Annotated in this window: 16 protein-coding genes and 1 tRNA gene; 3 read left to right on the top strand and 14 right to left on the bottom strand. The window is 71.9% G+C overall.

Going from position 1 to position 22,551, the window contains the following annotated elements; translation table 11 throughout:
• Nucleotides 1-12: 12 nt before the first annotated feature.
• From AB0412_RS07425 to AB0412_RS07435, 3 genes are read right to left on the bottom strand one after another with little or no spacing between them, the layout of a single operon-like run.
• The gene (locus AB0412_RS07425) at nucleotides 13-852 is read right to left on the bottom strand and encodes a carbohydrate ABC transporter permease (protein ID WP_366401953.1); all 840 of its coding nucleotides are present in this window, start codon (nucleotides 850-852) and stop codon (nucleotides 13-15) included.
• Nucleotides 853-872: 20 nt separating this feature from the next.
• Nucleotides 873-1,865 (bottom strand): sugar ABC transporter permease, encoded by a 993-nt coding sequence (locus tag AB0412_RS07430; protein WP_366401547.1) that lies wholly within the window; start codon nucleotides 1,863-1,865, stop codon nucleotides 873-875.
• A gap of 14 nt (nucleotides 1,866-1,879) precedes the next feature.
• Nucleotides 1,880-3,196, bottom strand: a complete 1,317-nt coding sequence (locus AB0412_RS07435) for a sugar ABC transporter substrate-binding protein (protein WP_366401548.1) — start codon at nucleotides 3,194-3,196, stop codon at nucleotides 1,880-1,882.
• Between the two features lie 235 nt (nucleotides 3,197-3,431).
• Between AB0412_RS07435 and AB0412_RS07440 the strand changes: the two genes are divergently transcribed.
• Complete coding sequence (locus tag AB0412_RS07440; protein WP_366401549.1) at nucleotides 3,432-5,249, top strand: coagulation factor 5/8 type domain-containing protein; 1,818 nt, start codon at nucleotides 3,432-3,434, stop codon at nucleotides 5,247-5,249.
• Nucleotides 5,250-5,422: 173 nt separating this feature from the next.
• Here the strand turns inward: AB0412_RS07440 and fusA are convergent, their stop codons facing one another.
• The gene (gene fusA, locus AB0412_RS07445; RefSeq protein ID WP_366401550.1) at nucleotides 5,423-7,507 is read right to left on the bottom strand and encodes an elongation factor G; all 2,085 of its coding nucleotides are present in this window, start codon (nucleotides 7,505-7,507) and stop codon (nucleotides 5,423-5,425) included.
• A gap of 518 nt (nucleotides 7,508-8,025) precedes the next feature.
• Here fusA and AB0412_RS07450 point away from each other — a divergent pair.
• Nucleotides 8,026-8,853 carry an ABC transporter substrate-binding protein gene (locus AB0412_RS07450; protein WP_366401551.1) on the top strand — a complete coding sequence of 276 codons (828 nt, stop codon included), beginning with the start codon at nucleotides 8,026-8,028 and terminating at the stop codon, nucleotides 8,851-8,853.
• A gap of 56 nt (nucleotides 8,854-8,909) precedes the next feature.
• Here AB0412_RS07450 and AB0412_RS07455 read toward each other — a convergent pair whose 3' ends face one another.
• Nucleotides 8,910-11,621, bottom strand: a complete 2,712-nt coding sequence (locus AB0412_RS07455) for a SpoIIE family protein phosphatase (protein WP_366401552.1) — start codon at nucleotides 11,619-11,621, stop codon at nucleotides 8,910-8,912.
• Between the two features lie 170 nt (nucleotides 11,622-11,791).
• Nucleotides 11,792-11,876: transfer RNA gene (locus AB0412_RS07460), tRNA-Leu, on the bottom strand.
• Between the two features lie 142 nt (nucleotides 11,877-12,018).
• Here AB0412_RS07460 and AB0412_RS07465 point away from each other — a divergent pair.
• On the top strand, nucleotides 12,019-13,350 hold the full coding sequence (locus AB0412_RS07465; protein ID WP_366401553.1) for a DUF2254 domain-containing protein: 1,332 nt from the start codon (nucleotides 12,019-12,021) through the stop codon (nucleotides 13,348-13,350).
• Between the two features lie 91 nt (nucleotides 13,351-13,441).
• Here AB0412_RS07465 and AB0412_RS07470 read toward each other — a convergent pair whose 3' ends face one another.
• From AB0412_RS07470 to AB0412_RS07505, 8 genes are all read right to left on the bottom strand, one after another.
• Nucleotides 13,442-14,554 (bottom strand): sugar phosphate isomerase/epimerase family protein, encoded by a 1,113-nt coding sequence (locus AB0412_RS07470; RefSeq protein ID WP_366401954.1) that lies wholly within the window; start codon nucleotides 14,552-14,554, stop codon nucleotides 13,442-13,444.
• 207 nt (nucleotides 14,555-14,761) lie between these two features.
• Nucleotides 14,762-16,180, bottom strand: coding sequence for a nucleotide pyrophosphatase/phosphodiesterase family protein (locus AB0412_RS07475; RefSeq protein WP_366401554.1), 1,419 nt, complete (start codon nucleotides 16,178-16,180; stop codon nucleotides 14,762-14,764).
• Complete coding sequence (gene eboE / locus AB0412_RS07480) at nucleotides 16,177-17,346, bottom strand: metabolite traffic protein EboE (protein ID WP_366401555.1); 1,170 nt, start codon at nucleotides 17,344-17,346, stop codon at nucleotides 16,177-16,179. Before eboE ends, AB0412_RS07475 begins: the two co-directional genes overlap by 4 nt.
• 3 nt (nucleotides 17,347-17,349) lie before the next feature.
• Nucleotides 17,350-18,198: a TatD family hydrolase gene (locus AB0412_RS07485; protein WP_366401556.1), complete on the bottom strand. Its 849-nt coding sequence runs from the start codon at nucleotides 18,196-18,198 to the stop codon at nucleotides 17,350-17,352.
• A complete protein-coding gene (locus AB0412_RS07490; protein ID WP_366401557.1) occupies nucleotides 18,198-18,992 on the bottom strand; it encodes an EboA domain-containing protein in 795 nt (264 codons plus the stop codon). Before AB0412_RS07490 ends, AB0412_RS07485 begins: the two co-directional genes overlap by 1 nt.
• Entirely contained in the window at nucleotides 18,989-19,924 is a 936-nt protein-coding gene (locus tag AB0412_RS07495) for a sugar phosphate isomerase/epimerase family protein (protein ID WP_366401558.1), read from the bottom strand. Before AB0412_RS07495 ends, AB0412_RS07490 begins: the two co-directional genes overlap by 4 nt.
• Nucleotides 19,921-21,270 (bottom strand): UbiA family prenyltransferase, encoded by a 1,350-nt coding sequence (locus AB0412_RS07500; RefSeq protein WP_366401559.1) that lies wholly within the window; start codon nucleotides 21,268-21,270, stop codon nucleotides 19,921-19,923. The genes AB0412_RS07495 and AB0412_RS07500 overlap by 4 nt, the downstream gene beginning before the upstream one ends.
• Nucleotides 21,267-22,403, bottom strand: coding sequence for an inositol-3-phosphate synthase (locus AB0412_RS07505; protein ID WP_366401560.1), 1,137 nt, complete (start codon nucleotides 22,401-22,403; stop codon nucleotides 21,267-21,269). The genes AB0412_RS07500 and AB0412_RS07505 overlap by 4 nt, the downstream gene beginning before the upstream one ends.
• Between the last annotated feature and the right edge of the window lie 148 nt (nucleotides 22,404-22,551).

Genomic DNA, 22,551 nt, shown 5'->3' on the forward strand with positions numbered 1-22,551 from the left:
AGAAAGAGCCGGTCACTTGACGGCTCCCGCCGTCAGGCCGGCGACGAGGTAGCGCTGCAACAGCAGGAAGCCCGCGACCACCGGGACGCTCACCACGAGCGAGGCGGCCATGATCTGGTTCCAGTACACGTCGTTGAGGGTGGAGTAGCCCTGCAGGCCGACCGCCAGGGTGCGGGTGGTCTCGTTCGTCATCACCGACGCGAACAGCACCTCGCCCCACGCCGTCATGAAGGCGTAGACGGCGACGGCCACGATGCCGGGGATCGCCGCCGGCACGACGACGCGGAACAACGCGCCCAGCGGGCCGCAGCCGTCCACCAGCGCGGCCTCGTCGAGGTCCTTCGGCACCGAGTCGAAGTACCCGATCAGCATCCAGATCGAGAACGGCAGCGAGAACGTCAGATACGTCAGGATCAGTCCGCCGCGGGAGCCGAACAGCGCGATGCCGGTGGCGTTGCCGATGTTGACGTAGATCAGGAACAGAGGCAGAAGAAAGAGGATGCCCGGGAACATCTGCGTCGACAGGACTGTCACCGTGAAGACGCGCTTGCCGCGGAAGCTGTAGCGGCTGACGGCGTAGGCCGAGAAGACGGCGATCACGACCGAGCAGACCGTCGCCGCGCCCGCCACGATCAGGGAGTTGAGGAAGTACTTCGCCAGCGGGACCGTCGACCAGATGTCGACGTACGGGCGGAGCGTCAGCTCGCTCGGGATCCACCGGAACGTGCCGGTCACGTCGGCGAGCGGCTTCAACGAGCTGGAGAGCATCACGTACACCGGAACGAGGACGAAGCCGGTCAGCAGCGTCAGGAAGATCCGGCGGGTCCACAGGAACGAACGAGGCGGTGCCATCGGGGACCGGGGCAGGCTGTTCATGCGGTGGTCCTCCGTCCGCGCGAGGTGAGTGCGAGGTACACGCCCGTCACGACGAGCAGGAAGAGCAGCAGCAGGACCGACATCGCCGAGCCGGTGCCGAAGTTCCAGGTGACGAACGAGGCTTGGTAGATGTGGACCGAGATCAGGTCCGCGGCCTCGGGGGCGGTCTTGCCGAAGAGGACGTACGGGGTGTTGAAGTCGTTGAAGGTCCACAGGAACAGGACCAGGACCAGCACCTGGTTGACCGGGCGCAGCGACGGCAGGGTGATGCGGCGGATCTGCTGGAGCATTCCGGCGCCGTCCAGGGCGGCGGCCTCGTACAGCTCGCGGGGAATGTTCTGCAGGCCGGCCATCACGATGAGGAAGGCGAACGGCCAGCCCTTCCACACCGAGACGGTCAGCAGGGCGAGGAAGCTGTTGTCGCCGATCAGCCAGAAGGACGGCTTGTCGGTGAGGCCGAGCTGGTCGTGCAGGACGTGGTTCACCAGGCCGTTGTCGTGCTGGAACATGAACACCCAGGTGATGACGGCCGCGTAGACGGGCAGCGCGTACGGCACCAGGAACAGGGCACGCAGCAGGCCGCGGCCGCGGAAGGTGTCCTGCATACAGATCGCGGCGGCCGTGCCGATGAGCCAGCACAGGCCGACCGACAGCAGGGTGAAGGCGACGGTGATGAGGAAGGAGTGGAGCAGGGCCTCGCCCACGGGGGCGTCGAAGTCGACCGACACCCGGTAGTTGTCGAGTCCGGCCCAGGGGGCGGTGCCCCAGTCGCGGATGTAGAACTGGGTGAGTTCCTTGAAGCTCATCACGATGCCGATCACCATCGGCACCAGGTGGACGAGGAGTTCGAGGAGCAGGGCGGGCAGGAGCAGCAGGTACGGCAGTCCGATGCGGCGCAGCCGCCCGGGGAGGCGGCGGCGCGGACCGCGCGCTTCGGCCCCGGGGGAGCTCTTGCGCACGGCGGCCGTCGCGGGAGCAGTGGCAGTCATGGGGGTGCTCGGGCTCACTTCTTCGGCATCTGCTGCTGCGCCTTGGTGAGCGCGGCCTTCACCGAGTCGGTGGTGACGGCGCGTCCGGCCGCGGCGTCGGCGAAGAGTTCCTTGACGGCCGTCCCGACCGCGGTCTCGAACTGGGACTCGTCGGGGACCTGGGGCAGGGCGACGGCGCTGGTGGCGAGGGTGTTCTTCAGGACGGCGTTGGCCGGGGTGTTGAAGGCCGGGTCCGCCTGGGCGGCCTTGACCGGCGGGATGGAGCTGTAGGCGGTGTTGAGGATCTTCTGCTCGGCGTCGCTCGTCATGAACTTCACGAACTTGGTGGCGCCGTCGAGGTTGTCGGTGTTCTTGAAGACGGCGAGGTTGATGCCCGCGACCATCGAGTTGACCTGCTTGCCGGTGCCGGGGGTGCCGGACTGCACTGGTACGGGGGCGATGCCGTAGTCGTCCTCGCTCATGCCCTGGGACTTGAGGTTGGCGGACGCGGACTGCCACAGCAGCATGCCGGTCTTGCCCTTGGCGAAGTCGCTGACCGACTGGTTCTGGGCGTACTCGGCGTTGCCCGGGGCGATGATCTTGTCCTTGGCCATGAGGTCGACGTACTGCTTCACCGCGGCCACGGCCCCGTCGTTGGTGAAGTCGGGCGTGCCGTCGGCGGTGAAGAAGTCGGCGCCGTGCTGCTTGGCGAACACGAAGGCGTGGTGGATGTTCTCGGCGGGGTTGGAGCCCTCCATGCCGATGCCCCACTTGCCGTCCTGCGACAGCTTCTTGCCGGCGGCGACGAGCTCGTCCCAGGTGGCCGGCGGCTTCTCGATGCCGGCGTCGGCGAACATCTTCTTGTTGTAGTAGAGCGCGTACGCCATCGAGTACAGCGGCACTGCCGCCGGGTCCTGGCCCTCGGCGCCGGTGGAGCCGAGCGCGGAGTCGACGAAGCGGTCCCGGCCGCCGATCTTGTCGAAGTTCTTCTCGTCCCAGGGCAGCAGCGCGCCCGTCGCCTGGAGCGAGGCGGACCAGGTGTTGCCTATGTTCAGGACGTCCGGGCCCTGGCCGGAGGTGGTGGCGGTGAGGATCCGGTTCAGCAGGTCGGACCAGGGCACGACCTCGAGCTTGACCTTGATGCCGGTCTGCTGCTCGAACTTGTCGAGCTCCGGCTGGAGCACCTTCTTGTCGATCTCGATGCTGGCGCCCTGGTTGGAGGCCCAGTAAGTCAGCTCCTTGGGCGAGTCGTCGGACCCGCCGCCCGTGCTGGAACCGCCTCCGCAGGCCGAGGCGGCGAGTGCGAGAGACAGGATGACGGCGCCTGTGGCCGCGGCTCGGATACTGCGCATGGCTTCTGAAGTCCCTTTCCGGGAAGGCACGCCGAGGCACGCACCCACGCACCTCATGGCTTAATTTAGGACGTGAGTTAATCCCTCGAAGCGGGTGCCGTCAAGGGTTTGGACGGACTCTCCGAACTCGCGCCGCACCCCTTGACGCATCTGTTCCAGGGATGAACCATTCAGCGGCGAGAGAGCGCTCCCAGAACCCCACCCCGTTCATTTTCTGAACCAGGAGAGCCGCCCCATGACGTCCGACTCCCCGTCAACTCCCCATGCCACCCCGCCCGGAACACCGGCTCCCGGCCGTCGCGCCGTCCTGGGCGCCGCTGCCGCCGTGCCCGTGCTGGCCGGCCTCGCCGGTACGGCCGCCGCCGCGCCGGCGGTCCGCAGAAAGCCCGGCAGGAAGCCGAGGCGCCTCAAGGGCGGTGGCGACCTCGGCCCGAACGTGCTCGTCTTCGACCCGTCCACGCCCGGCATCCAGGCGACCCTGGACGAGGTGTTCGCCCGGCAGGAGTCGGCGCAGTTCGGCACCGGCCGCTACCAGCTGCTGTTCAAGCCGGGGACGTACCACGGCCTGAACGCCCAGATCGGCTTCTACACCTCGATCTCCGGGCTCGGCCTCTCCCCCGACGACACGACCATCAACGGCGACATCACCGTGGACGCGGGCTGGTTCGACGGCAACGCCACCCAGAACTTCTGGCGTTCGGCGGAGAACCTGGCGGTCGTCCCGGTCAACGGCACCAACCGCTGGGCGGTCGCACAGGCGGCGCCCTTCCGCCGTATGCATGTCCGCGGCGGCCTCAACCTCGCCCCGTCCGGCTACGGCTGGGCCAGCGGCGGCTACATCGCCGACAGCCGTGTCGACGGCACCGTCGGGCCGTACTCCCAGCAGCAGTGGTACACCCGCGACAGTTCGGTCGGCGGCTGGACCAACGCCGTGTGGAACATGGTCTTCTCCGGTGTGGAGGGCGCCCCCGCGCAGAGCTTCCCGAACCCGCCCTACACCACGCTGGACACGACACCGATCTCACGCGAGAAGCCGTTCCTGTACCTCGACGGCGAGCAGTACCGCGTCTTCCTGCCCGCCCTGCGGACCGGCTCCCGGGGCGTCACCTGGGGCAACGGCACCCCGCGCGGCACCTCCCTGCCCCTGGAGCGCTTCTACGTCGCCCGGCCGGGCGACTCCGCCGCGGTGCTCAACCAGGCGCTCGACCAGGGCCTGAACCTGCTGCTCACACCGGGTGTCTATCCCGTGGACCGGCCGGTCACCGTGAACCGTCCGGACACGGTCGTCCTCGGCCTCGGCTACGCCACCCTCGTCCCGCAGGGCGGAGTGACCGCCCTGAAGGTGGCCGACGTCGACGGCGTACGGCTGGCCGGCTTCCTGATCGACGCGGGCCCCGTCAACTCCCCGGTCCTGCTGGAGGTCGGGCCGGCCGGCGCCTCGCGGGACCACTCCGCCAACCCCGTCACCGTGCAGGACGTGTTCATCCGGATCGGCGGCGCGGGCCCCGGCAAGGCCACCACCAGCATGGTGATCAACGCCCGGCACACCGTGATCGACCACACCTGGGTGTGGCGCGCCGATCACGGCGACGGCGTCGGCTGGGAGACCAACCGCTGCGACTACGGGGTCGTCGTCAACGGCGACGACGTCCTGGCGACCGGCCTGTTCGTCGAACACTTCAACAAGTACGACGTGCAGTGGAACGGCGAACGGGGCCGCACGGTCTTCTTCCAGAACGAGAAGGCGTACGACGCCCCGAACCAGGCCGCCATCCAGAACGGGTCCATCAAGGGCTACGCGGCCTACAAGGTCGGCGACCACGTCACCACCCACGAGGGCTGGGGCATGGGCTCCTACTGCTATTACAACGTGGACCCGACGATCGTCCAGCACCACGGATTCGCCGCTCCGAACCGGCCCGGCGTGCGCTTCCACCACCTTCTGGTCGTCTCGCTGAGCGGGCACGGCCAGTACGAGTGCGTCATCAACGACACGGGCGCGCCGACCTCGGGGACCAACACGGTGCCGTCGACGGTGGTGTCGTATCCCTGAGGACCGCTCCCGCGCCGCGAACCCGAAGAACGCCGGGCGGACGAAGTGCACGGCGTGGTGGTGACCGCACCGCGCTGATCCCTGCGCCCGGCTGTGGCGTGCCCCCTCCCGCGTGTGCGCGCGGGAGGGGCCACCGTTGGTCGCCGCTACCGGGCCGGGGCCGGCCGGCGCCGCTACCGGGCGGGGGCCGGAGCCGGGGCCGGGGCGTAACCGGTGGGGCGGGTGGTGAAGGTGCCGCGCCCCTGGGTGCGGCTGCGCAGGCGGGTCGCGTAGCCGAACAGTTCGGCCAGCGGCACGGTCGCGGTGACGACCGTCGCGCCCGCCCTGGTGACCGACCCGGTCACCCGGCCGCGACGCGCGGCGAGATCGCCGAGCACCGCGCCGACCGCGTCCTCGGGCACGGTGACCGTGACCTCGACGACCGGCTCCAGCAGGACCATCGCACACGCCCGCAGGGCCTCGCGCAGTCCGAACCGTCCCGCGGTGCGGAAGGCGGTGTCCGAGGAGTCCTTCACATGGGTCGACCCGTCGGTGAGCGTCACCCGCAGACCGGTCACCGGGTGACCGCCCAACGGGCCCTCGGCCAGGGCGTCCCGGCAGCCGGCCTCGACCGCACGGACGTACTCCTGCGGGACGCGCCCGCCGACCACGGCCGAGCCGAAGACGAAGCCGGCACCGGAGTCGTCGAGCGGCTCGACGTCCAGGACGACATGGGCGAACTGGCCCGCCCCGCCGTCCTGTTTGACGTGCCGGTACACGAAGCCGGACACCCCGCGACCGACGGTCTCCCGGTAACTGACCCGGGGACGGCCGACGTTGACGCCCAGCCCGTGGTCGCGCCGGATCTTCTCCACCGCGACCTCGAGATGCAGTTCGCCCATGCCGGACAGCACCGTCTGGCCGGTCTCGGGGTCGGTGCGCACGACCAGCGAGGGATCCTCCTCGGCGAGCCGCGCGAGCGCCGTCGCGAGACGCCCGGTGTCCGTGCTCCGCAATGCCTCCACCGCCACCGAGACCACCGGCTCGGCCACACCCGGAGGTTCCAGGAGCAGTGGGGCGTCCGGCGCGCACAGCGTCGACCCGGCGCGGGCGGACTTCAGTCCGACCACGGCGACGATGTCCCCGGCGACCGCGCGGTCCACCTGCGCGTGCCGGTCGGCCTGGACGCGCAGAATGCGGCCGATGCGCTCGGTGCGGCGCGCGGTGGCGTCCCACACGGTGTCTCCCTTCTCGATGGTGCCCGAGTACAGGCGCAGGTAGGTGAGCCGCCCGGTGGGTGTGGCGTTCACCTTGAACGCGAGCGCGGCGAGCGGTGCCGCCGGGTCGGCGGACCGTTCCTGCTCGCTGCCGTCGTCGTCGCTGCCGCGGACGGCGGGTACGTCGAGCGGCGACGGCAGGTAGGCGAGGACGGCGTCGAGCAGGGGTTCGATGCCTCGGTTGCGGTAGGCGGATCCGCACAGCACCACCACGCCGTCACCGCTGCGGGTGAGGTCCCGCAGGGCGGCGACGAGGGTGCGCGTGCCGAGGGAGCCCGTGTCGCAGAACTCCTCCAGCGCACCCGGATGCAGTTCGGCGACGGCCTCCTCCAGCAGCCTGCGCCGCCGTGCGGCCTCCTCGCGCAGCGCGTCCGGCACGGGGGCCGGGGCGGCGGCCACGCCGTCGTCGTCCCACGTCAGGGCCTGCATGCGCAGCAGGTCCACGACACCGGCGAAGCGGTCCTCGGCGCCGATCGGCAGCTGGACGGACAGCGGTGCGGGATGCAGCCGCTCCCGGATCGAGGCGACGGCCGCGTCCAGCTCGGCTCCGGCCCGGTCCATCTTGTTGACGAACGCGATCCGCGGCACACCGTGCCGGTCCGCCTGCCGCCACACCGACTCGCTCTGCGGCTCCACGCCGGCCACCGCGTCGAACACCGCGACCGCGCCGTCGAGGACGCGCAGCGAGCGCTCCACCTCGTCGGCGAAGTCGACGTGTCCGGGGGTGTCGATGAGGTTGATGCGGTGACCGTCCCAGGCGCAGCTGACGGCCGCGGCGAAGATGGTGATGCCGCGGTCGCGCTCCTGCGCGTCGAAGTCGGTGACGGTGGTGCCGTCGTGGACCTCGCCCCGCTTGTGGGTGCTGCCGGTCGCGTACAGGATCCGCTCGGTGACGGTGGTCTTGCCGGCGTCGACGTGGGCGAGGATGCCGAGGTTGCGGACGGCGGCGAGGGGGTTGCTCGTGGTGTGGGTGCTGGTGGTGACGTTGCCGTTGGCGCGCATGGCCCGTGGTGGCCTTTCGGTGATCGGTGATCCTGGAACAGGGCAGCGCGATTTCCCGGACGCGGGCAGCCGCACACGGTCCCGGCAGCTTGGCAGCGGCCGGGCGTGGGTGGGTGTGGGCGAGTGTCAGCCGTGCGTCACGGGCATCCGGTACCGGCCGCGCAGCGGGCACCGGACGGGCGGGGACACCAGGATCACCTCGGACCGGAAGGACCGGGAACGGGAACGGGGAGCGGCGACAGTCGCGTGCTCACGCATGGCCGGGCTCCCCTCACTCACTGGTCACGATGTTGCGGTGAGTGTAGAGACCGGCGGGGCGACGGTGCCACGGAATTCCTGACGGCGAGGTGTGGTCCCGTGGGCGGCCCGGCCCCGCGTCCCGGAGCCCCCCACGTGACTGTGGCGCTCGTATGGTTCAGGGTGATTTATGGTGACTCAGGCCCTATGCCCGTATTGGAGGTGCGATGATGCGCGCCGCTGCAGCGATCGTCTCTCTGTCTGTCAGCGGGGCGCTCATCGTGGCGGCATCCGCGTGTGACCAGGACGGGTCGGAGCCGTCAAACGCCCGGTACGGCGACTGCCCGGTCTCGGGGCAGTACGGGGAGTTCCAGCTGTCACCCGAGACGGCAGGCGCGCTCACGGTCAGGACGACACTGCCCGCGCCCGGCTGGTGGAACGGCGACACGCCGGACTCGGTCAAGAGCGGTTACGAGTACTGCATGGCGGCCAACATCGCCTACCGGTCCGGACTCGACCGCGTGAACGTGAAGAACGCCCCCTTCCCGGAGGTCGTGTCCGGCCGGACGAAGGACTTCGACCTGGCCCTGGCGCAGATCACGATCACCCCGGAACGGAGCAAGGTCGCCGATTTCTCCCCGCCGTATCTCTCCTCGACCCTCGGACTGCTGATCAGGGACGGCGAGAAGATCAACCAGGACAACATCCGAGACGTCCGCATCGGAGTGGCCGAGGGCACCACGGGTGAGGAGTTCGTCGGGGACCGCATCAAGCCGGTCAGGCCCGTCACCGCCTTCGCCAACGACCCGGAGCTGATCACGGCGCTGGAGGAGGGACGGATCGACGCGGTCGTCCACGACACGACCATTCTGCTGGCGTATCCCCAGAAGCAGGAGAGCCGGGTGAGCCTCGTGGGCCAGTACCGGACCGACCAGGGGTACGGCGCCCTGTACCCCAAGGGCTCACCCGACAAGGAAGAACTGGACCGGATCATCAGGCAGCTGATCGACGACGGGACGCTCGCCAAGCTGTCGGCCGTCTATCTCGGGGCCGCCTTCGGCCGGGACCCGGCCAAGATCCCGTACCTCACGGTCGACGACGGCTCCTGAACGCTCCGGACCGCCGCACCCCCCGCGGCGCGCGGGGGTCCGGTCTCCTGCCCGCTTCACAGGTCCGCCATCAGCAGACCGCTCAGGTCCCCGGCGGCTCCGGCGTCGAGCGCCTGCTCAGCCCAGATGATCTTGCCCCGGTCGTTGTACCGGGTCCCCCAGCGGCGGGACAGCTGCGCGACGAGAAACAGACCACGGCCCCCCTCGTCGGTGGAGGTCGCGCGGCGCAGGTGGGGGGAGGTGCTGCTGCCGTCGCCGACCTCGCAGATCAGGCTGTCGCCGTCACGCAGCAGACGCAGGCTGATGGGGGTCTTTCCGTACCGGATGGCGTTCGTCACCAGTTCGCTGAGGATCAGTTCGGTGGTGAAGGTGGCCTCGCCGAGTCCCCAGGACTCCAGCCTGAGGGTGGCCTCGCCGCGGATCCGGGGGACGGCCGCGGGGTCGTCGGGCACGTCCCACTCCGCGACCTGATCCGGGGGGAGCAGCCGGGTGCGCGCGACGAGCAGCGCGATGTCGTCGCTCTGCCCGGTGCACAGCATCGCGTCGAGCACCGCCTGGCAGGTGTCGTCCAGGGTGGCGCCGTGCGTATCGGCCAGCACCTGTCGCAGCATGCCGAGCCCGATGTCGATGTCACGGCCTCGTGCCTCGACCAGGCCGTCGGTGTAGAGGACCAGCCGGCTGCCGGCGGCCGGCCGGAGTACGGCCGTCTCGACCGGAAGACCTCCGCCGACGCCCAGGGGCGGGGCGACGGGGATGTCGGGGAAGGTCACGGAGCCGTCGGGTGAGACCAGCGCCGGACCGGGATGACCGGCCCGGGCGAGAACACACCGCCCGGAGACCGGGTCGTAGACCGCGTACAGGCAGGTGGCGCCGGTGACGGCCTCGATCTTGCCCTCGGCCGCCGCGTCCTGGTCGATCCGGGTGACCAGTTCGTCCAGGTGGGCGAGAAGCTCGTCCGGGGGCAGGTCCAGGGCGGCGAAGTTGTGCACGGCGGTCCTCAGGCGACCCATCGTGGCGGCGGCGTGCAGGCCGTGTCCGACGACGTCGCCGACCACCAGGGCCACCCGGGCCCCCGGCAGCGGGATGACGTCGTACCAGTCGCCGCCCACCCCGGCCTGGGTGGGCAGGTATCGGTGCCCGACCTCGAGGGCGGACAGCTCGGGCAGTGCGCTGGGCAGCAGGCTGCGCTGGAGGGTGACGGCCGTGTTGTGCTCGCGGGTGTAGCGGCGGGCGTTGTCGATGCACACGGCCGCCCGGGCGGCGAGTTCCTCCGCGGGGGACAGATCGTCCGGCTCGAAGGGGTCCTGCCGGGAACGCCAGAACTCCACGACCCCCAGCAACTGGCCCCGGGCCTGGAGCGGCACCGAGATCATGGAATGGATGCCGTACTCGACGACCTTCCGCGTCCGCTCCGGGTCCTGGGCCTTCCATCCGTCGGCCGTGGCGAGGCGCTCCACCAGGACCGGCCGGCCGGTGGTCATGCCGGTGGCCACGGGGTTGCCGGGCAGGTAGCGCACCAAGGCCCCGACCTGGTGAAGAGGCGCGTCCTCCCTGATGCCCGCGACGGCGACGCGGCGCATCGCCGTACTCGCCCCGGTCGGTTCACCGCCTTGCAGCACGGGCTCCACCAGCTCCACGGTGGCGAAGTCGGCGAAGCGCGGGACCGCCACCTCGGTCAGTTCCTCGGCGGTGCGCCTGATGTCGAGGGTGGTACCGATCCGCGTGCTGGCCTCGTAGAGCAGTTGGAGGCGGCCGCCCGCCACGTCCGCCCGGCCCGCGAGGGCGCGCAGCTCCGTGGTGTCCCGCAGGGTGGCCACGCTGCCCCCCTTCGGACCCACCGGTCGCACGTTGACCGCGAGCAGGTTGTCCCCGGCCAGGAAGACCTGGTCCGTGGCCGCGCGGCCCGACCCCAGCAGTCCGGCCAGGGCCGGGCTCAGCCCGAGTCCGGTGACCGGCCTGCCCTCGGCCTCCGGCGGCAGCGCGAGCAGCCGGCGCGCCTCGTCGTTGGCCAGCAGCAGTGTTCCGTCACCGTCCAGAATGATCACGCCTTCACGGACCGCGTGCAGCACCGCGTCGTGGTGCTCGTACATACGGGTCATCTCCACCGGCCCAAGGCCCCGGGTCTGGCGTCGCAGACGCCCGCTGACCAGTGCCGATCCTCCCGCGGCCAGCAGCAGCGCGACGCCGCCGGAGGCGAGGATCACCGGCAGTTGGTGCTGCACGACGCTGGTCACCTTGCCGACGGTGACGCCCACGGTGACGAGGCCGACCGCGGTGCCCCTCTCGTCGAAGACGGCCACCGTCGAGTCGACCGCCTTGCCCAGACTGCTGTCGAACGTGGTCTGCTGGGGCTCGCCTTCGAGTGCCTGGCCGTAGGAGGTGGAGACGTGCTTCCCGATCTGGTCCGGGTCCGGGTGGGTCCAACGGAAGCCGTAGGGGCTCAGCGCCACCACGTAGTCGACGCCGGTCTTCTTGCGCACCGTCTCGGCTTGCGGCTGGAGCGCCGCCGTCGGGTCGTCGCTCTTCATCGCCTCCGCCGTGCCCGGGGCGTTCGCGAACGACTCGGCCGCCACCAGTGACCGGTCGCCGGCTTCCTCGATCGCGCGGCTGCGGTCCTGGATCACCAGCGCCAGCACGGCTGTGGCGACGATCAGCAGGACCACGACCAGTTGCAGCAGGAAGAACTGACCGGCGACGCTGCGCGGTTTCCGCAACGACAGCAGGCGCCGGCCGGCCAAGGAATGGACATATCTCCCAAATTTGCCCATTTCCTCAGTATCGGCGACCGGCCTGGCGGGCGCGGTTCAGAGACGGCCCCAGCGGGCCGACGCAGGCTGATGTGAGCTGATGCGACCTGGTCGACGATCAGAAACGACAAAACCGGCGAGTCGTACGACTCGCCGGCACTTCGCCCACAGATCAGGGAGCTGGTGAAGAGTGTCCGAGGGGGGACTTGAACCCCCACGCCCGATAAAGGGCACTAGCACCTCAAGCTAGCGCGTCTGCCATTCCGCCACCCGGACCAGGTGTCTGCCGCCGTGCCAGGGCTCTGCCCCGCGGCGACAGGGACAACCATACCAAGGTTTCGCAGTGCCTTTCACCTGCGTTTCCTTCCCTCCGGCGGTGGTCCGGGACCAGGGAGCCGGATACCCCTAGGGTCGCACCATGAGTGACTGGACGATTACCCAGGGCCCGTTGCCGAGTCGTCGGCAGCGGGCGCTGTCGCCGCTCAGGGAGCATCTGCGGGACACGTTCTGGTTCGCGCCCACCGTCGCCATGGTGCTGGTCTTCGTGGTGTGGCTGGGAGCCCAGGAGCTCGACGCGGCCATCGTCCGGGCGCTGCGGGACGACGGCGACCTCGAGACGCTGAGCGATCTGCTGCGGTTCGCGGACGACGCGAAGGCCGTGGTGAGCGCCGTCGGCTCGGCGATGATGACCTTCATCGGTGTGGTGTTCAGCATCTCGCTGGTCGCCGTGCAGATGGCGAGCGGACAGTTCACGCCGCGGGTGGTGCGGATCTTCGTGCGCAGCCGGATCACCAAGGCGACGTTCGCCGTGTTCCTCGCGACCTTCGTGCTGAGCCTGCTCGTGCTGACCACGTTCGACAGCGCCACCGACCCCCGGGTGGTCACCTCCGTGCCGCTCGTGCAGTCGATCCTCACTCTGATCATGGTCGGGCTGAGTCTGCTGCTGTTCGTGATGTACGTGAACACGACGCTGCGGATGATGCGGGTCAGCCATGTGATCTCCCGGATCGCCGCGGAGTCCTTCCGGGTGGCCGCGCTCACGCCGGCGCCGCGGAGCGGTGAGGAGCCGGCCGCGCTCGGGCCGGTGACGGCGTGGGTGGCGCACGAGGGGCGCCCGGGTGTGCTGCGGGACGTGCACATCGCCCGGTTGGTGCGGGTGGCGCGGGCGCACGGCGTGGTGCTGCGGCTGATCCCGCGCATCGGGGACTTCGTGGTGCCGGGCATGCCCCTGCTGGCGGTGCACGGCGGGCAGGCGCCGCCACGCCGGGCGCTGCGCCGCACCGTGGCGGTGGGGGTGGAACGCACCTTCCACCAGGATCTGGCGTTCGGGCTGCGGCAGTTGTCGGACATCGCGCTGCGGGCCCTGTCCTCCGCGATCAACGATCCGACGACGGCGGTGCAGGCCCTGGACCGGATCGTGCAACTGCTGGCCGCGCTGTCCCGGCGGCCACTGGACACGGCCGTGCACCGCGATCGCGGCGGCGCGGTGCGGCTGGTGCAGCCGGTGCCCGGCTGGAACGAGCTGGTGGATCTGGGCTTCGCGGAGGTACGGATGTGCGGGGCGGGTGCGCCACAGGTCACCCGGCGGCTGATGGCCGGCCTCGACGACCTGCTGCTCCTCGCCCCGCCGGATCGGCAGGAGCCGCTGCTGCGCCACCGTGAGCTGCTCCAGCAGGCGGTGGAGCGTGTCGCCCCGACGGGGGCCGACCGCGACTTCGCGCTCCGGCCGGACCGGCAGGGGATCGGGTGAGCGGCTTCCCGGCCGACCGTCTGACCAGCTGCGCAGGCGGAGGCGGAGGCGGTCCCCTCTGTCGGAGAGGGGACCGCCTGCTTCGCTCCGGTCAGCGGCGCCGCTTGCGCAGCGCCGCCATGTTGTCGTAGCCGGTCTTCGCGAAGCGCAGCGACTGGCCCGCGTCGGTGGAGCTGGGTGCGTTGTCCTGCTCCACCATCGGGTTGTGGTACGTGCGGTGCCCGACGCGGGTGAAGAAGGTGCGGTAGTCGATGTCGCCGGTGCCGAACGGGACCATGTCGTAGCCCATGCCGTTGGAGGTGTTGACGGTGCCGTCCTTGGCGTGGAACAGCGGGTAGCGCTTGTTGTGGCGGGCGACGAGGGCGGCCGGGTCGAAGACGTTCTCCCGCTGGGTGCCGTCGTGGGCGGTGTAGGTGTGGAACTTGTACTGGGCCACGTGCGCCCAGAAGATGTCCATCTCCAGCCACACGGCCTTCGGGTCGGTGACCTTCAGGAAGTACTCCAGCTTGCGGATGCCGGAGCTGCGGGTGGGCCGGCCCTGCTCGTCCAGCGGGCCCCCGTCCAGCAGGAAGCCGTAGGCCGCGTCGTGGTTGTGGGTGTACAGCTTGATGCCCTCGCGGCGGGCGATCTCGCCGAGGGTGTTCCACTTGTCGGCGGCGACGTCCCAGTCGGCCCGGTAGGAGCTGCCGGTGGGGTCGCCGCCGGTGCCCATGTGGGCCATGCCGAGGATGTTGGCGATCTCCAGGTGCTTCTTGAAGGTGTCCAGGTCCGCCGTGGTCAGCGGCCAGGACGGCGGGATGAAACCGTGGTTGCCCTGAGCCCGCAGGCCGTAGTCCTCCAGCCAGCAGCGCAGCTGCCGGGCACCCTGCACCGACTCCAGGTCGGCCCCGCCGGGCGCGTTGGCGTGCTGGCGGTAGCCGGCGAACTCGACCTGCCGGTACCCGTACCGGGACAGTTCCTTGAAGACCTCGCGGAAGCCGGAGGGCAGGTCGCTCGCGAGCGGATCACGGCCGGTGGCGTCGCGGACGGTGTACAGGATGATGCCGCGCCGGTTCGCCGGGACGAGGACGTCGCCGCCGTGGTCGTGGCCCCGGCTGTCGTTCTGGGCCGGGGCCGCGAGCGCCGGTGGGGCGCCCACGACGGGGGCGGCGATCGCCGCGGTCGCGGCGGCGGTGCAGGTGGACAGGAAGCGGCGGCGGCCGATGCCGAGCCGGCGTCTGAGGGCCTCGTCGGGGCCCGCCGTGGTGACGTCGGATGCGGGGGCGTCGCCCTGCGAGGAGTGGGAGAACTGGGTCACGGGTGCCTGCCTTCTTCGTCGTGGCCGCCGCCGGTGGCATCGGAGGGGCATCGGAGGGGCCGTTGTCAGTGCCGTGTGTTTCACTCTCGGTAGTCGGAATGCGCGGGCGGTGCGTCAGGCGAGTCCGGCCAGCCGGAGCAGCAGTGACTTCACATCGGTGGCCGCTACGCGGTCTCCGACAGCGCGGGGGGTGGAGCAGATGAGGAGCGGACCGTCGTCGTCGCTCGCGGGGAGGCGGCCGTGGCTGCCGCGAATAGGTGAGGGGTCGAGAGGCACGACCGCCATGCGGTAGCGCAGGCCGAGTTTCTTGCGCGCCAGTGCGGTGGCCGCCTTGACCTTGACGTAGGGGTCGAGGGGATCCATGAACAGTTCGACCGGGTCGTAGCCGGGTTTGCGGTGGATCTCGACGAGCTGCGCGAAGTCGGGCGCGCGGGCGTCGTCGAGCCAGTAGTAGTACGTGAACCAGGCGTCGGGTTCGGCGACGGCGACGAGTTCGCCGGCGCGCGGGTGGTCGAGGTGGTGGGTCTTCTTGCCCTCGTCGTCGAGGAGTTGCTCGATGCCGGGCAGGTCCTCCAGCGCGGCGCGGGTGGCGTCGAGGTCCTCGGGGCGGCGCACGTAGACGTGGGCGATCTGGTGGTCGGCGACCGCGAAGGCGCGGGAGGCCATCGGGTCGAGGTACTCCATGCCGTCCTGGGTGTGCACTTCCAGCAGGCCGGCGCGGCGCAGGGCGCGGTTGATGTCCACGGGCCGGTTCACGCGGGTGATGCCGTACTCGGACAGCGCGACGACGGTACGTCCCTCGGCACGGGCGTCGTCGAGGAGCGGGGCGAGGGCGGAGTCGAGGTCGGTGGCCGCCTGCAGGGAGCGCGGGTCGTCGGGGCCGTAGCGCTGCAGGTCGTAGTCGAGGTGAGGGAGGTAGCAGAGCGTCAGGTCGGGGGTGCGGGTGCGGTTGATGTGCCGGGTGGCGTCGATGATCCACTGGCTGGAGACCAGGTCGGCGCCGGGTCCCCAGAAGTGGAACAGGGGGAAGGTGCCGAATTTCTCGGTGAGTTCGTCGTGCAGCGCGGGCGGGCGGGTGTAGCAGTCGGGTTCCTTGCGGCCGTCGGCGTAGTAGACGGGGCGGGGGGTGACGGTGATGTCGGTGTCGGCGCCCATGGCGTACCACCAGCAGATGTTGGCGACGGTGTAGCCGGGGTGGGCGCGGCGGGCGGCGTCCCACAGTTTGTCGCCGGCGACGAGACCGTTGTGCTGCCGCCACAGCAGTACGTCACCGAGCTCGCGGAAGTACCAGCCGTTGCCGACGATGCCGTGCTCGGAGGGCATCGTGCCGGTGAGGAAGGTGGACTGGGCGGCGCAGGTGACGGCGGGCAGGACGGTGCCGAGCGGGGCGCGGGAGCCGGACCGGCCGAGCGCCTTGAGGTGGGGCATGTGGTCGAGGAGACGGGGGGTGAGGCCGACGACGTCGAGGACGAGAAGGGGGGTGGGGCCGTTGGTGCCGTCGGGGGCGCTGGTGGCGTTCGCTCGGGTGGTCATGGCAGTTCCTTCAGGCCGAGGTCGGTCAGCAGGTCGCGGGCGAGGGTGAGCTCGGCGGCGATGCCGTCGGTGAGCTGGGCGCGGGCGCGGGGCCGCAGCTCGGGCGGGAGGGCCTGCCAGGTGTAGGTCTCGACCTCCAGGTGGCGGGTGAGCGGGTGCGGGCCGCCGACGAGCCGGGTGAGCGCGTCCTTCAGGACGGGGAGCGTGGAGGTGAGGGGCGCGGCCGGGGCCGCGTGCAGCGGGACGTGGAAGTGGGCGCGCCAGGGTGCCGTGTCGGGCAGCGCCTCGCCGGCGAGGGCCTCGTCGAGGTCGTCGGTGCCGCGCAGTCCGGCGGCGGTGAGCGTGCGCGTCTGGTGCAGGAAGCGGGGCTCGGCGAAGGCGGCGAGCGAGTCGCGGACGTCGGGCAGACGGGGGTGTTCGGCGTGCAGGGCGGCGGAGAGCTGGGATTTGACGACGGGGACGCGGGCCTCGGTGAGGGCGTCCAGGGCGGTGTGCGGGTCTTCGAAGGAGGTGGCGAGGTGACAGGTGTCGACGCAGATGCCGACACGGTCGTGGCCGATGGCGGTCAGCGGGCCGATGGCGTCACGGATCGTCTCGATGACACAGCCCGGTTCGGGTTCGAGGGCGACGCGGATGGAGCGGCCGGTGAGTTCCTCGAGTGCGTCGAGGCGTTCGGCGAGGGTGAGCAGGGCGGTGCGGGCCTTGTCGGCGCGGGCGTCGTCGTAGGCGGTGCGCCAGGCCAGGGGCAGGGTGGAGATGCTGCCGTCGGTGACGTCGTCGGGCAGCAGCCCGGCGAGGACGCGGGCGAGGGCGGTGGTGTGTTCCAGGCGCTCGGGGTCGGCCCAGTCCGGCCGGTAGACGCGGTACTTGACCTCCTCGGCGCCGAAGCCCTCGTAGGGGAAGCCGTTGAGGGTGACGACCTCGAGGCCGCGCCGGTCGAGTTCGGTGCGCAGGCCGCGCAGCGCCGCGGGGTCGGTGACCAGGGCGTGGGCGGCGTCGCGGGCGAGCCACAGACCGATGCCGAGCCGGTCCCGGCCGAGGCGGCGGCGGACGGGCTCGCAGTGGTCGCGGAGCTGGGCGAGGACGCCGTCGAGGGTCTCGGCGGGGTGGACGTTGGTGCAGTAGGCGAGGTGGACGGTGGAGCCGTCGGGGTGCCGGAAGCGCATGGCTCACTCCCCGCCGCGCAGGATGGAGTTGCCCTCGTGGGTGGCCTCGGTGCCGGTGACGTCGAGGTTCAGCCGGCCGCTGAGCCCGTAGAAGGCGACCGGGTTGCGCCACAGCACCTGGTCCACGTCGTCCTCGGTGAAGCCCTCGGCGAGCATGAGGTCGGCGACCTTGCGGGTCTTGAGGGGGTCGCTCTTCCCCCAGTCGGCGGCGGAGTTCACCAGGACCTGTTCGGGACCGTAGGCGCGCAGGATGGCGACCATCCGCTGCTCGTCCATCTTCGTGTCCGGATAGACGGAGAAGCCGAGCCAGCAGCCGCTGTCCTTGGCCTCCTTGACGGTGGTCTCGTTGAGGTGGTCGACCAGCACCCGGTCCAGGGGCAGGGCGGACTCGCGTACGACGTCGAGGGTGCGGCGCAGGCCGGCGAGCTTGTCGCGGTGCGGGGTGTGCACGAGTGCGGGCAGGCCGTGGTCGGCGGCGAGCTGGAGCTGGGCGGCGAGGGCGGTGTCCTCGGCGGGCGTCATGGAGTCGTAGCCGATCTCGCCGACGGCGACGACGTTGTCCTTGACGAGATACCGGGGCAGGTGGTCGAGGACGGGTGTGCAGCGGGGGTCGTTGGCCTCCTTGGGGTTGAGGGCGAGGGTGCAGTGGTGGGAGATGCCGTACTGGGCGGCGCGGAAGGGTTCCCAGCCGAGGAGGGAGTCGAAGTAGTCGAGGAAGGAGGCCGGGGAGGTGCGGGGCTGGCCGAGCCAGAAGGAGGGTTCGACGACGGCGCGGACGCCTGCGGCGTACATGGCCTGGTAGTCGTCGGTGGTGCGCGACGTCATGTGGATGTGGGGGTCGAAGATGCGCATCAGGACTCCTTGCCGTGGGGGGTGTCCGTCTCCTGGGCGGCCGGGGCGGGGGCGGACTCGGTCAGGGCCAGCACACGGTGCAGGTCCTCCGGGACGGGACGGCCGGCCGCGGTGCGCTCGTCGGCGTAGTCGCCGAGCATGCGGGCGAGTTCGGCGTCGCCGCGGGCGCGCCGGGCCAGGTCCGCCACCTGGTCCACGGGCACTCCGGTGAACAGGCACTTCAGGACCGCGTGCCGCCAGGTGTGGGTGTCGAGGTGCCGGGCGGCGTAGGGGCCGAGGGCTGCGGCGACGAGGCGGGTGTCGTTGGTGCGCAGGGCGTCCTCGACGAGCGGGAGGGCGTCGGGGCCGGGCACGAGGTGGGGCAGGGCGTGCAGGACCGCGCGGCGTTCGTCGGCGGTGCCCTGGAAGTAGACCCGGGTCAGCGCGTCGGTGTCGGGGCGGGCCGCGTGCAGGATGAGGACGCGTGCGGCGTCGGCGTGTGCGGAACCGCAGCGGCGGCCGGCCTCCGCGAGACGCAGTTCCCACACCGAGATGGGGCCGTGGCTGCCGGGGTGGGCGGCGGCCTCGTCGAGCGCCTGGTCGAGCCAGGCACGGGCGGCTCCGCCGAGCTGGGAGGCGAGGTGATCGCGCAGTCGGGCGGGCGGGGTGTGGGCGGGGGCGGTGTCGGCGCCGGGAGGTGTGGCCTGCCCCGAGGGTGCGGTGCCGGCCGTGGGGTTGCCCGGCGGGTGAGGGGCCGGTCCGTGGCCGGTGGTGTGCGTGTCCGGGGTGGCCGGGGTGCCGTGAGGGCGGTTCATGGGGTGGTGCTCCCTTCGGGGGTGGCGGAGGGATCGCCGTGGGACGGGGCGAAGGGGGTGGAGGCCGCGGCGTGGGCGGCGGCGCGCTGGAGGAACGGGAGGGAGTGAGCGGCGAAGTGGGGGCCCGCGTGGGAGTGGCGGGGCAGTTCGACGACCGTCAGGCCCTGGTAGCCGCTGGCGGAGAGGGCGGCGAGGACGGGCGGGAAGTCGATCTCGCCGTCGCCGAAGGGGAGGTGTTCGTGGACACCGCGGCGCATGTCCTCGATCTGCACGTGCCGCAGCCAGGGCGCGGCCTCGCGGACGCAGTCCGCGGGAGGGAGGGGCTCGAGGCACTGGCAGTGGCCGATGTCCAGGGTCAGGCCCAGGGGCTCGGGGTCACCGAGCGTGCGGCGCAGGTGGTGGAAGTCGGCGAGGGTGGCGAGGAGATGACCGGGTTCGGGTTCGACGGCGAGGGGCACACCGGCGGTGGCGGCAGCGTCCAGGACCGGGGTGAGGGTGTCGGCGAGGCGTTTCCAGGCGGTGTCCGCGTCGGTGTCCGCGGGGACGACTCCGCTGAAGCAGTGCACGGCGTGCGCGCCGAGGTCGGCGGCGACGCGGACGGCCCTGAGCAGGAGGTCGACGCGGCGGGCCCGGTCGTCGGGGTCCGGGTCGAGGAGCGACGGGCCGTGTTTGCGACGCGGGTCGAGCACATAGCGGGCCCCGGTCTCGACGGTGACGCTCAGACCGAGCGCGTCGAGGCGGTGCGCGAGGCGCCGGGTGCGGGCCGCGAGGTCCGGGGCCAGCGGGTCGAGGTGCATGTGGTCGAGGGTGAGGCCCACGCCGTCGTAGCCGAGGTCGGCGAGGAGGGCGAGGGCGTCGTCGAGACGGAGGTCGGCGAGGCCGTTGGTGCCGTAGCCCCAGCGCAGCGGGGGGTGGTCCGGGTGGGGGCTCATGTCACGCTCACCTTCCGGGAGAAGCGACGCGCGAGAGGCACCAGGGCGGCGGTGACCAGGGCGGTGCCGGGTGCGCCGGCGCGTGCGGCGAGGGCGGCCTGGAGCGGGATCATGGCGCGGATCCCGGCACCGACGGCCCGCTGCGTCAGGGGCGGCGACGGGTTGAGCGCGGCGTGGAACAGGGGGCGGGCCGCGGTCACCGCGTACGCGAGGGGACCCGGCAGGCCGAGGGGGGCTGCTCCGCCTCGGCCCGCCGGGAGCTGGAGGAGGTGGGTCGTCAAAGCGGCGGTCGCCCCGAGCGCCGCGACGGGCGCGAGCGGCACGCCACCGGTCGTCTCGTTGCGCGAGACGGTGGTGACGGCGGTGGTGTGGACGGCCATGGCCGCGGCGGCGGCGAGGGCCGAGCGGAGGGACGTCCGCGCGTACCGAGCCTCCGCGTCCCCACGCGGACCCGCCACCGCAGAGGCGCCCGACGTCAGCGCCGCACGGAGCGACATCGGCCGCACGGGCCGCACGTCCCCGTCCCCGCGCGGACCCGCCACCGCAGAGGCGCCCGACGTCAGCGCCGCACGGAGCAGCGTCGGCCGCACGGGCCGCACGTCCCCGTCGCCGCGCAGACCTTCCACCGCAGAGGTGCCCGACGTCAGCGCCGCGCGGAGCAGCGTCGGCCGCACGGGCCGCACGTCCTCGTCCCCGCGCAGACCCGCCGCCGCAGGGGCGGCCCTGGTCAGCGCCGCACGGAGCGACATCGGCCGCACGGGCCGCACGTCCCCGTCCCCGCGCAGACCTTCCACCGCAGAGGCGCCCGACGTCAGCGCCGCGCGCAGGGTGTGTCGTTGCTCGCGCCCAGCGATGACGTCCGCGCGTGCGGCTCCTCCTCCGCCTGCGGACGCCGTGGCCCCCAGCAGCACGTCCAGGCCTCGTGCCGCCCCCATCGCCAGCGGGCCGGCCGGGGTGCGTTTCAGGCCCAGGTCGTATGCCCACACCGTCGCGGCCAGGGCTCCCGCCAGCGTCCCCGGGGTGCGGCCGGCGCGGGAGGCGAGGCCGACTCCGGCCGCCGTCAGGGCCGTTGCCGCCGTCAGTGCCGCCGCGGGGTGGATGCGGCCGGACGGGATGGGGCGGTGCGGGCGGTCCACGGCGTCCTCGGTGCGGTCCGCCCAGTCGTTGAGGGCCATGCCGGCCTCGTACAGGCACAGGGAGGAGCCGATGGCGAGGAGGGTGCCGCGGCCGGGGCGGGTGCCGAGCGCGGCGGCGCCCGCGAGGGCGTCGCCGGGGACGGTGAACAGGGCGGGAAGGCGGAGCAGTTCGGCCCAGGCGCGGAGCGGGGAGGTGTTGTGGCCGCTCATGCGCCGTCCCGCAGCCGTGCCGCGAAGTCCATCAGCGCGGCGTACTGCTCGCCGAGCGCCGAGGAGGCGTCGCCGTCCGGGTCCTTGAAGTAGAAGCCCAGCTCCGGGCGGGGGCCGGTCAGTCCGACGGCTCGGGCGCGCAGCAGCAGGCGGGCCAGGTCCAGTACGAGGGGCGCGGCGAGCGCCGAGTCGCAGCCCTGCCAGGTGGTCTGCAGCACCATGCGGGCGCCGAGGAAGCCGTCGAAGGCGATGTGGTCCCAGGCGGTCTTCCAGTCGCCGAGGGCGGGCACGTCGTCGATGTGGACCTCGCCCTGCGGTGCGGCGCCGAGGGTGTCGGCGAGGACGCGTTCCTTGCCGGCGTTCTTCGCCGCCGCGGCGGCCGGGTCGGCGAGGGCGGCGCCGTCTCCGCCGCCGAGCAGGTTCGTGCCGGACCAGGCGCGTACGGTGAGCGCCCGCTGGGCGAACATCGGGCCGAGGACGGAGCGCAGCAGGGTCTGGCCGGTCTTGCCGTCGCGGCCCGCGTACGGCAGGCCGGACGACTCGGCGAGCGGGGCCAGCGCCGGGTGGTGCAGGCCCGTGGAGGGGGTGAAGTTGACGTATGGGCAGCCGGCGCGCAGGGCCGCCGCCGCGTAGAGGGAGCTGGGCGGCAGGATGCCGTCGGTGGGGGCGGGCTCGGTGGAGGCGACGTTCACGACGACGGCTCCCGCGAGGTCCTGGCGGTGCACGAAGTCGCGGATGTCGGCGGCGAACGTCTCGATCCACTCCTCGGCGGACCGGGTCGTGTCCCCGTGCAGCGGGCCGCCCGGCCGGATCTCCCGGTCGGCGGCGGCGAGTTCGGCGTGCACGGCGGACGGCAGGCCGTGCGGAAGGACTCCCCCGGCGGCGAGGTGTTCGGCGCGTTTGGGCAGCGGGCAGTCGAGGGTGTCGTGGCCGCCGAAGACGAGGGAGGACAACGACGGCAGTCCGGACGAGGTGAAGGGAGGCGCCTCGGTGACCATGCCGGTCGGCGGTTGGAGCCCGGCGGCGACGGCGGCGCAGCCGGCGATCGCGGTCGTGGCGACGGATCCTCGGGCTCCGACGAGCCAGACGCCGAAGCGAGCGGGAACGGTGGCGGGAGACGGTTCGGTGGACATGGGCAGCCTCCTTGTCGTACGCGAACCAGGTGCGGGGGCCGGAAGGCGGCGAGCGGGGTGCCGGGCGGAGGGCCCCGGTTGCGATGACCGGTGTCCTCCGCCCGGCGGGACGGCGGGCGGAGGTCCGGCGTCCTCCGTCCGCCGCCGT

This window comes from Streptomyces sp. NPDC052012 (assembly GCF_040689265.1).
Lineage (GTDB): Bacteria > Actinomycetota > Actinomycetes > Streptomycetales > Streptomycetaceae > Streptomyces.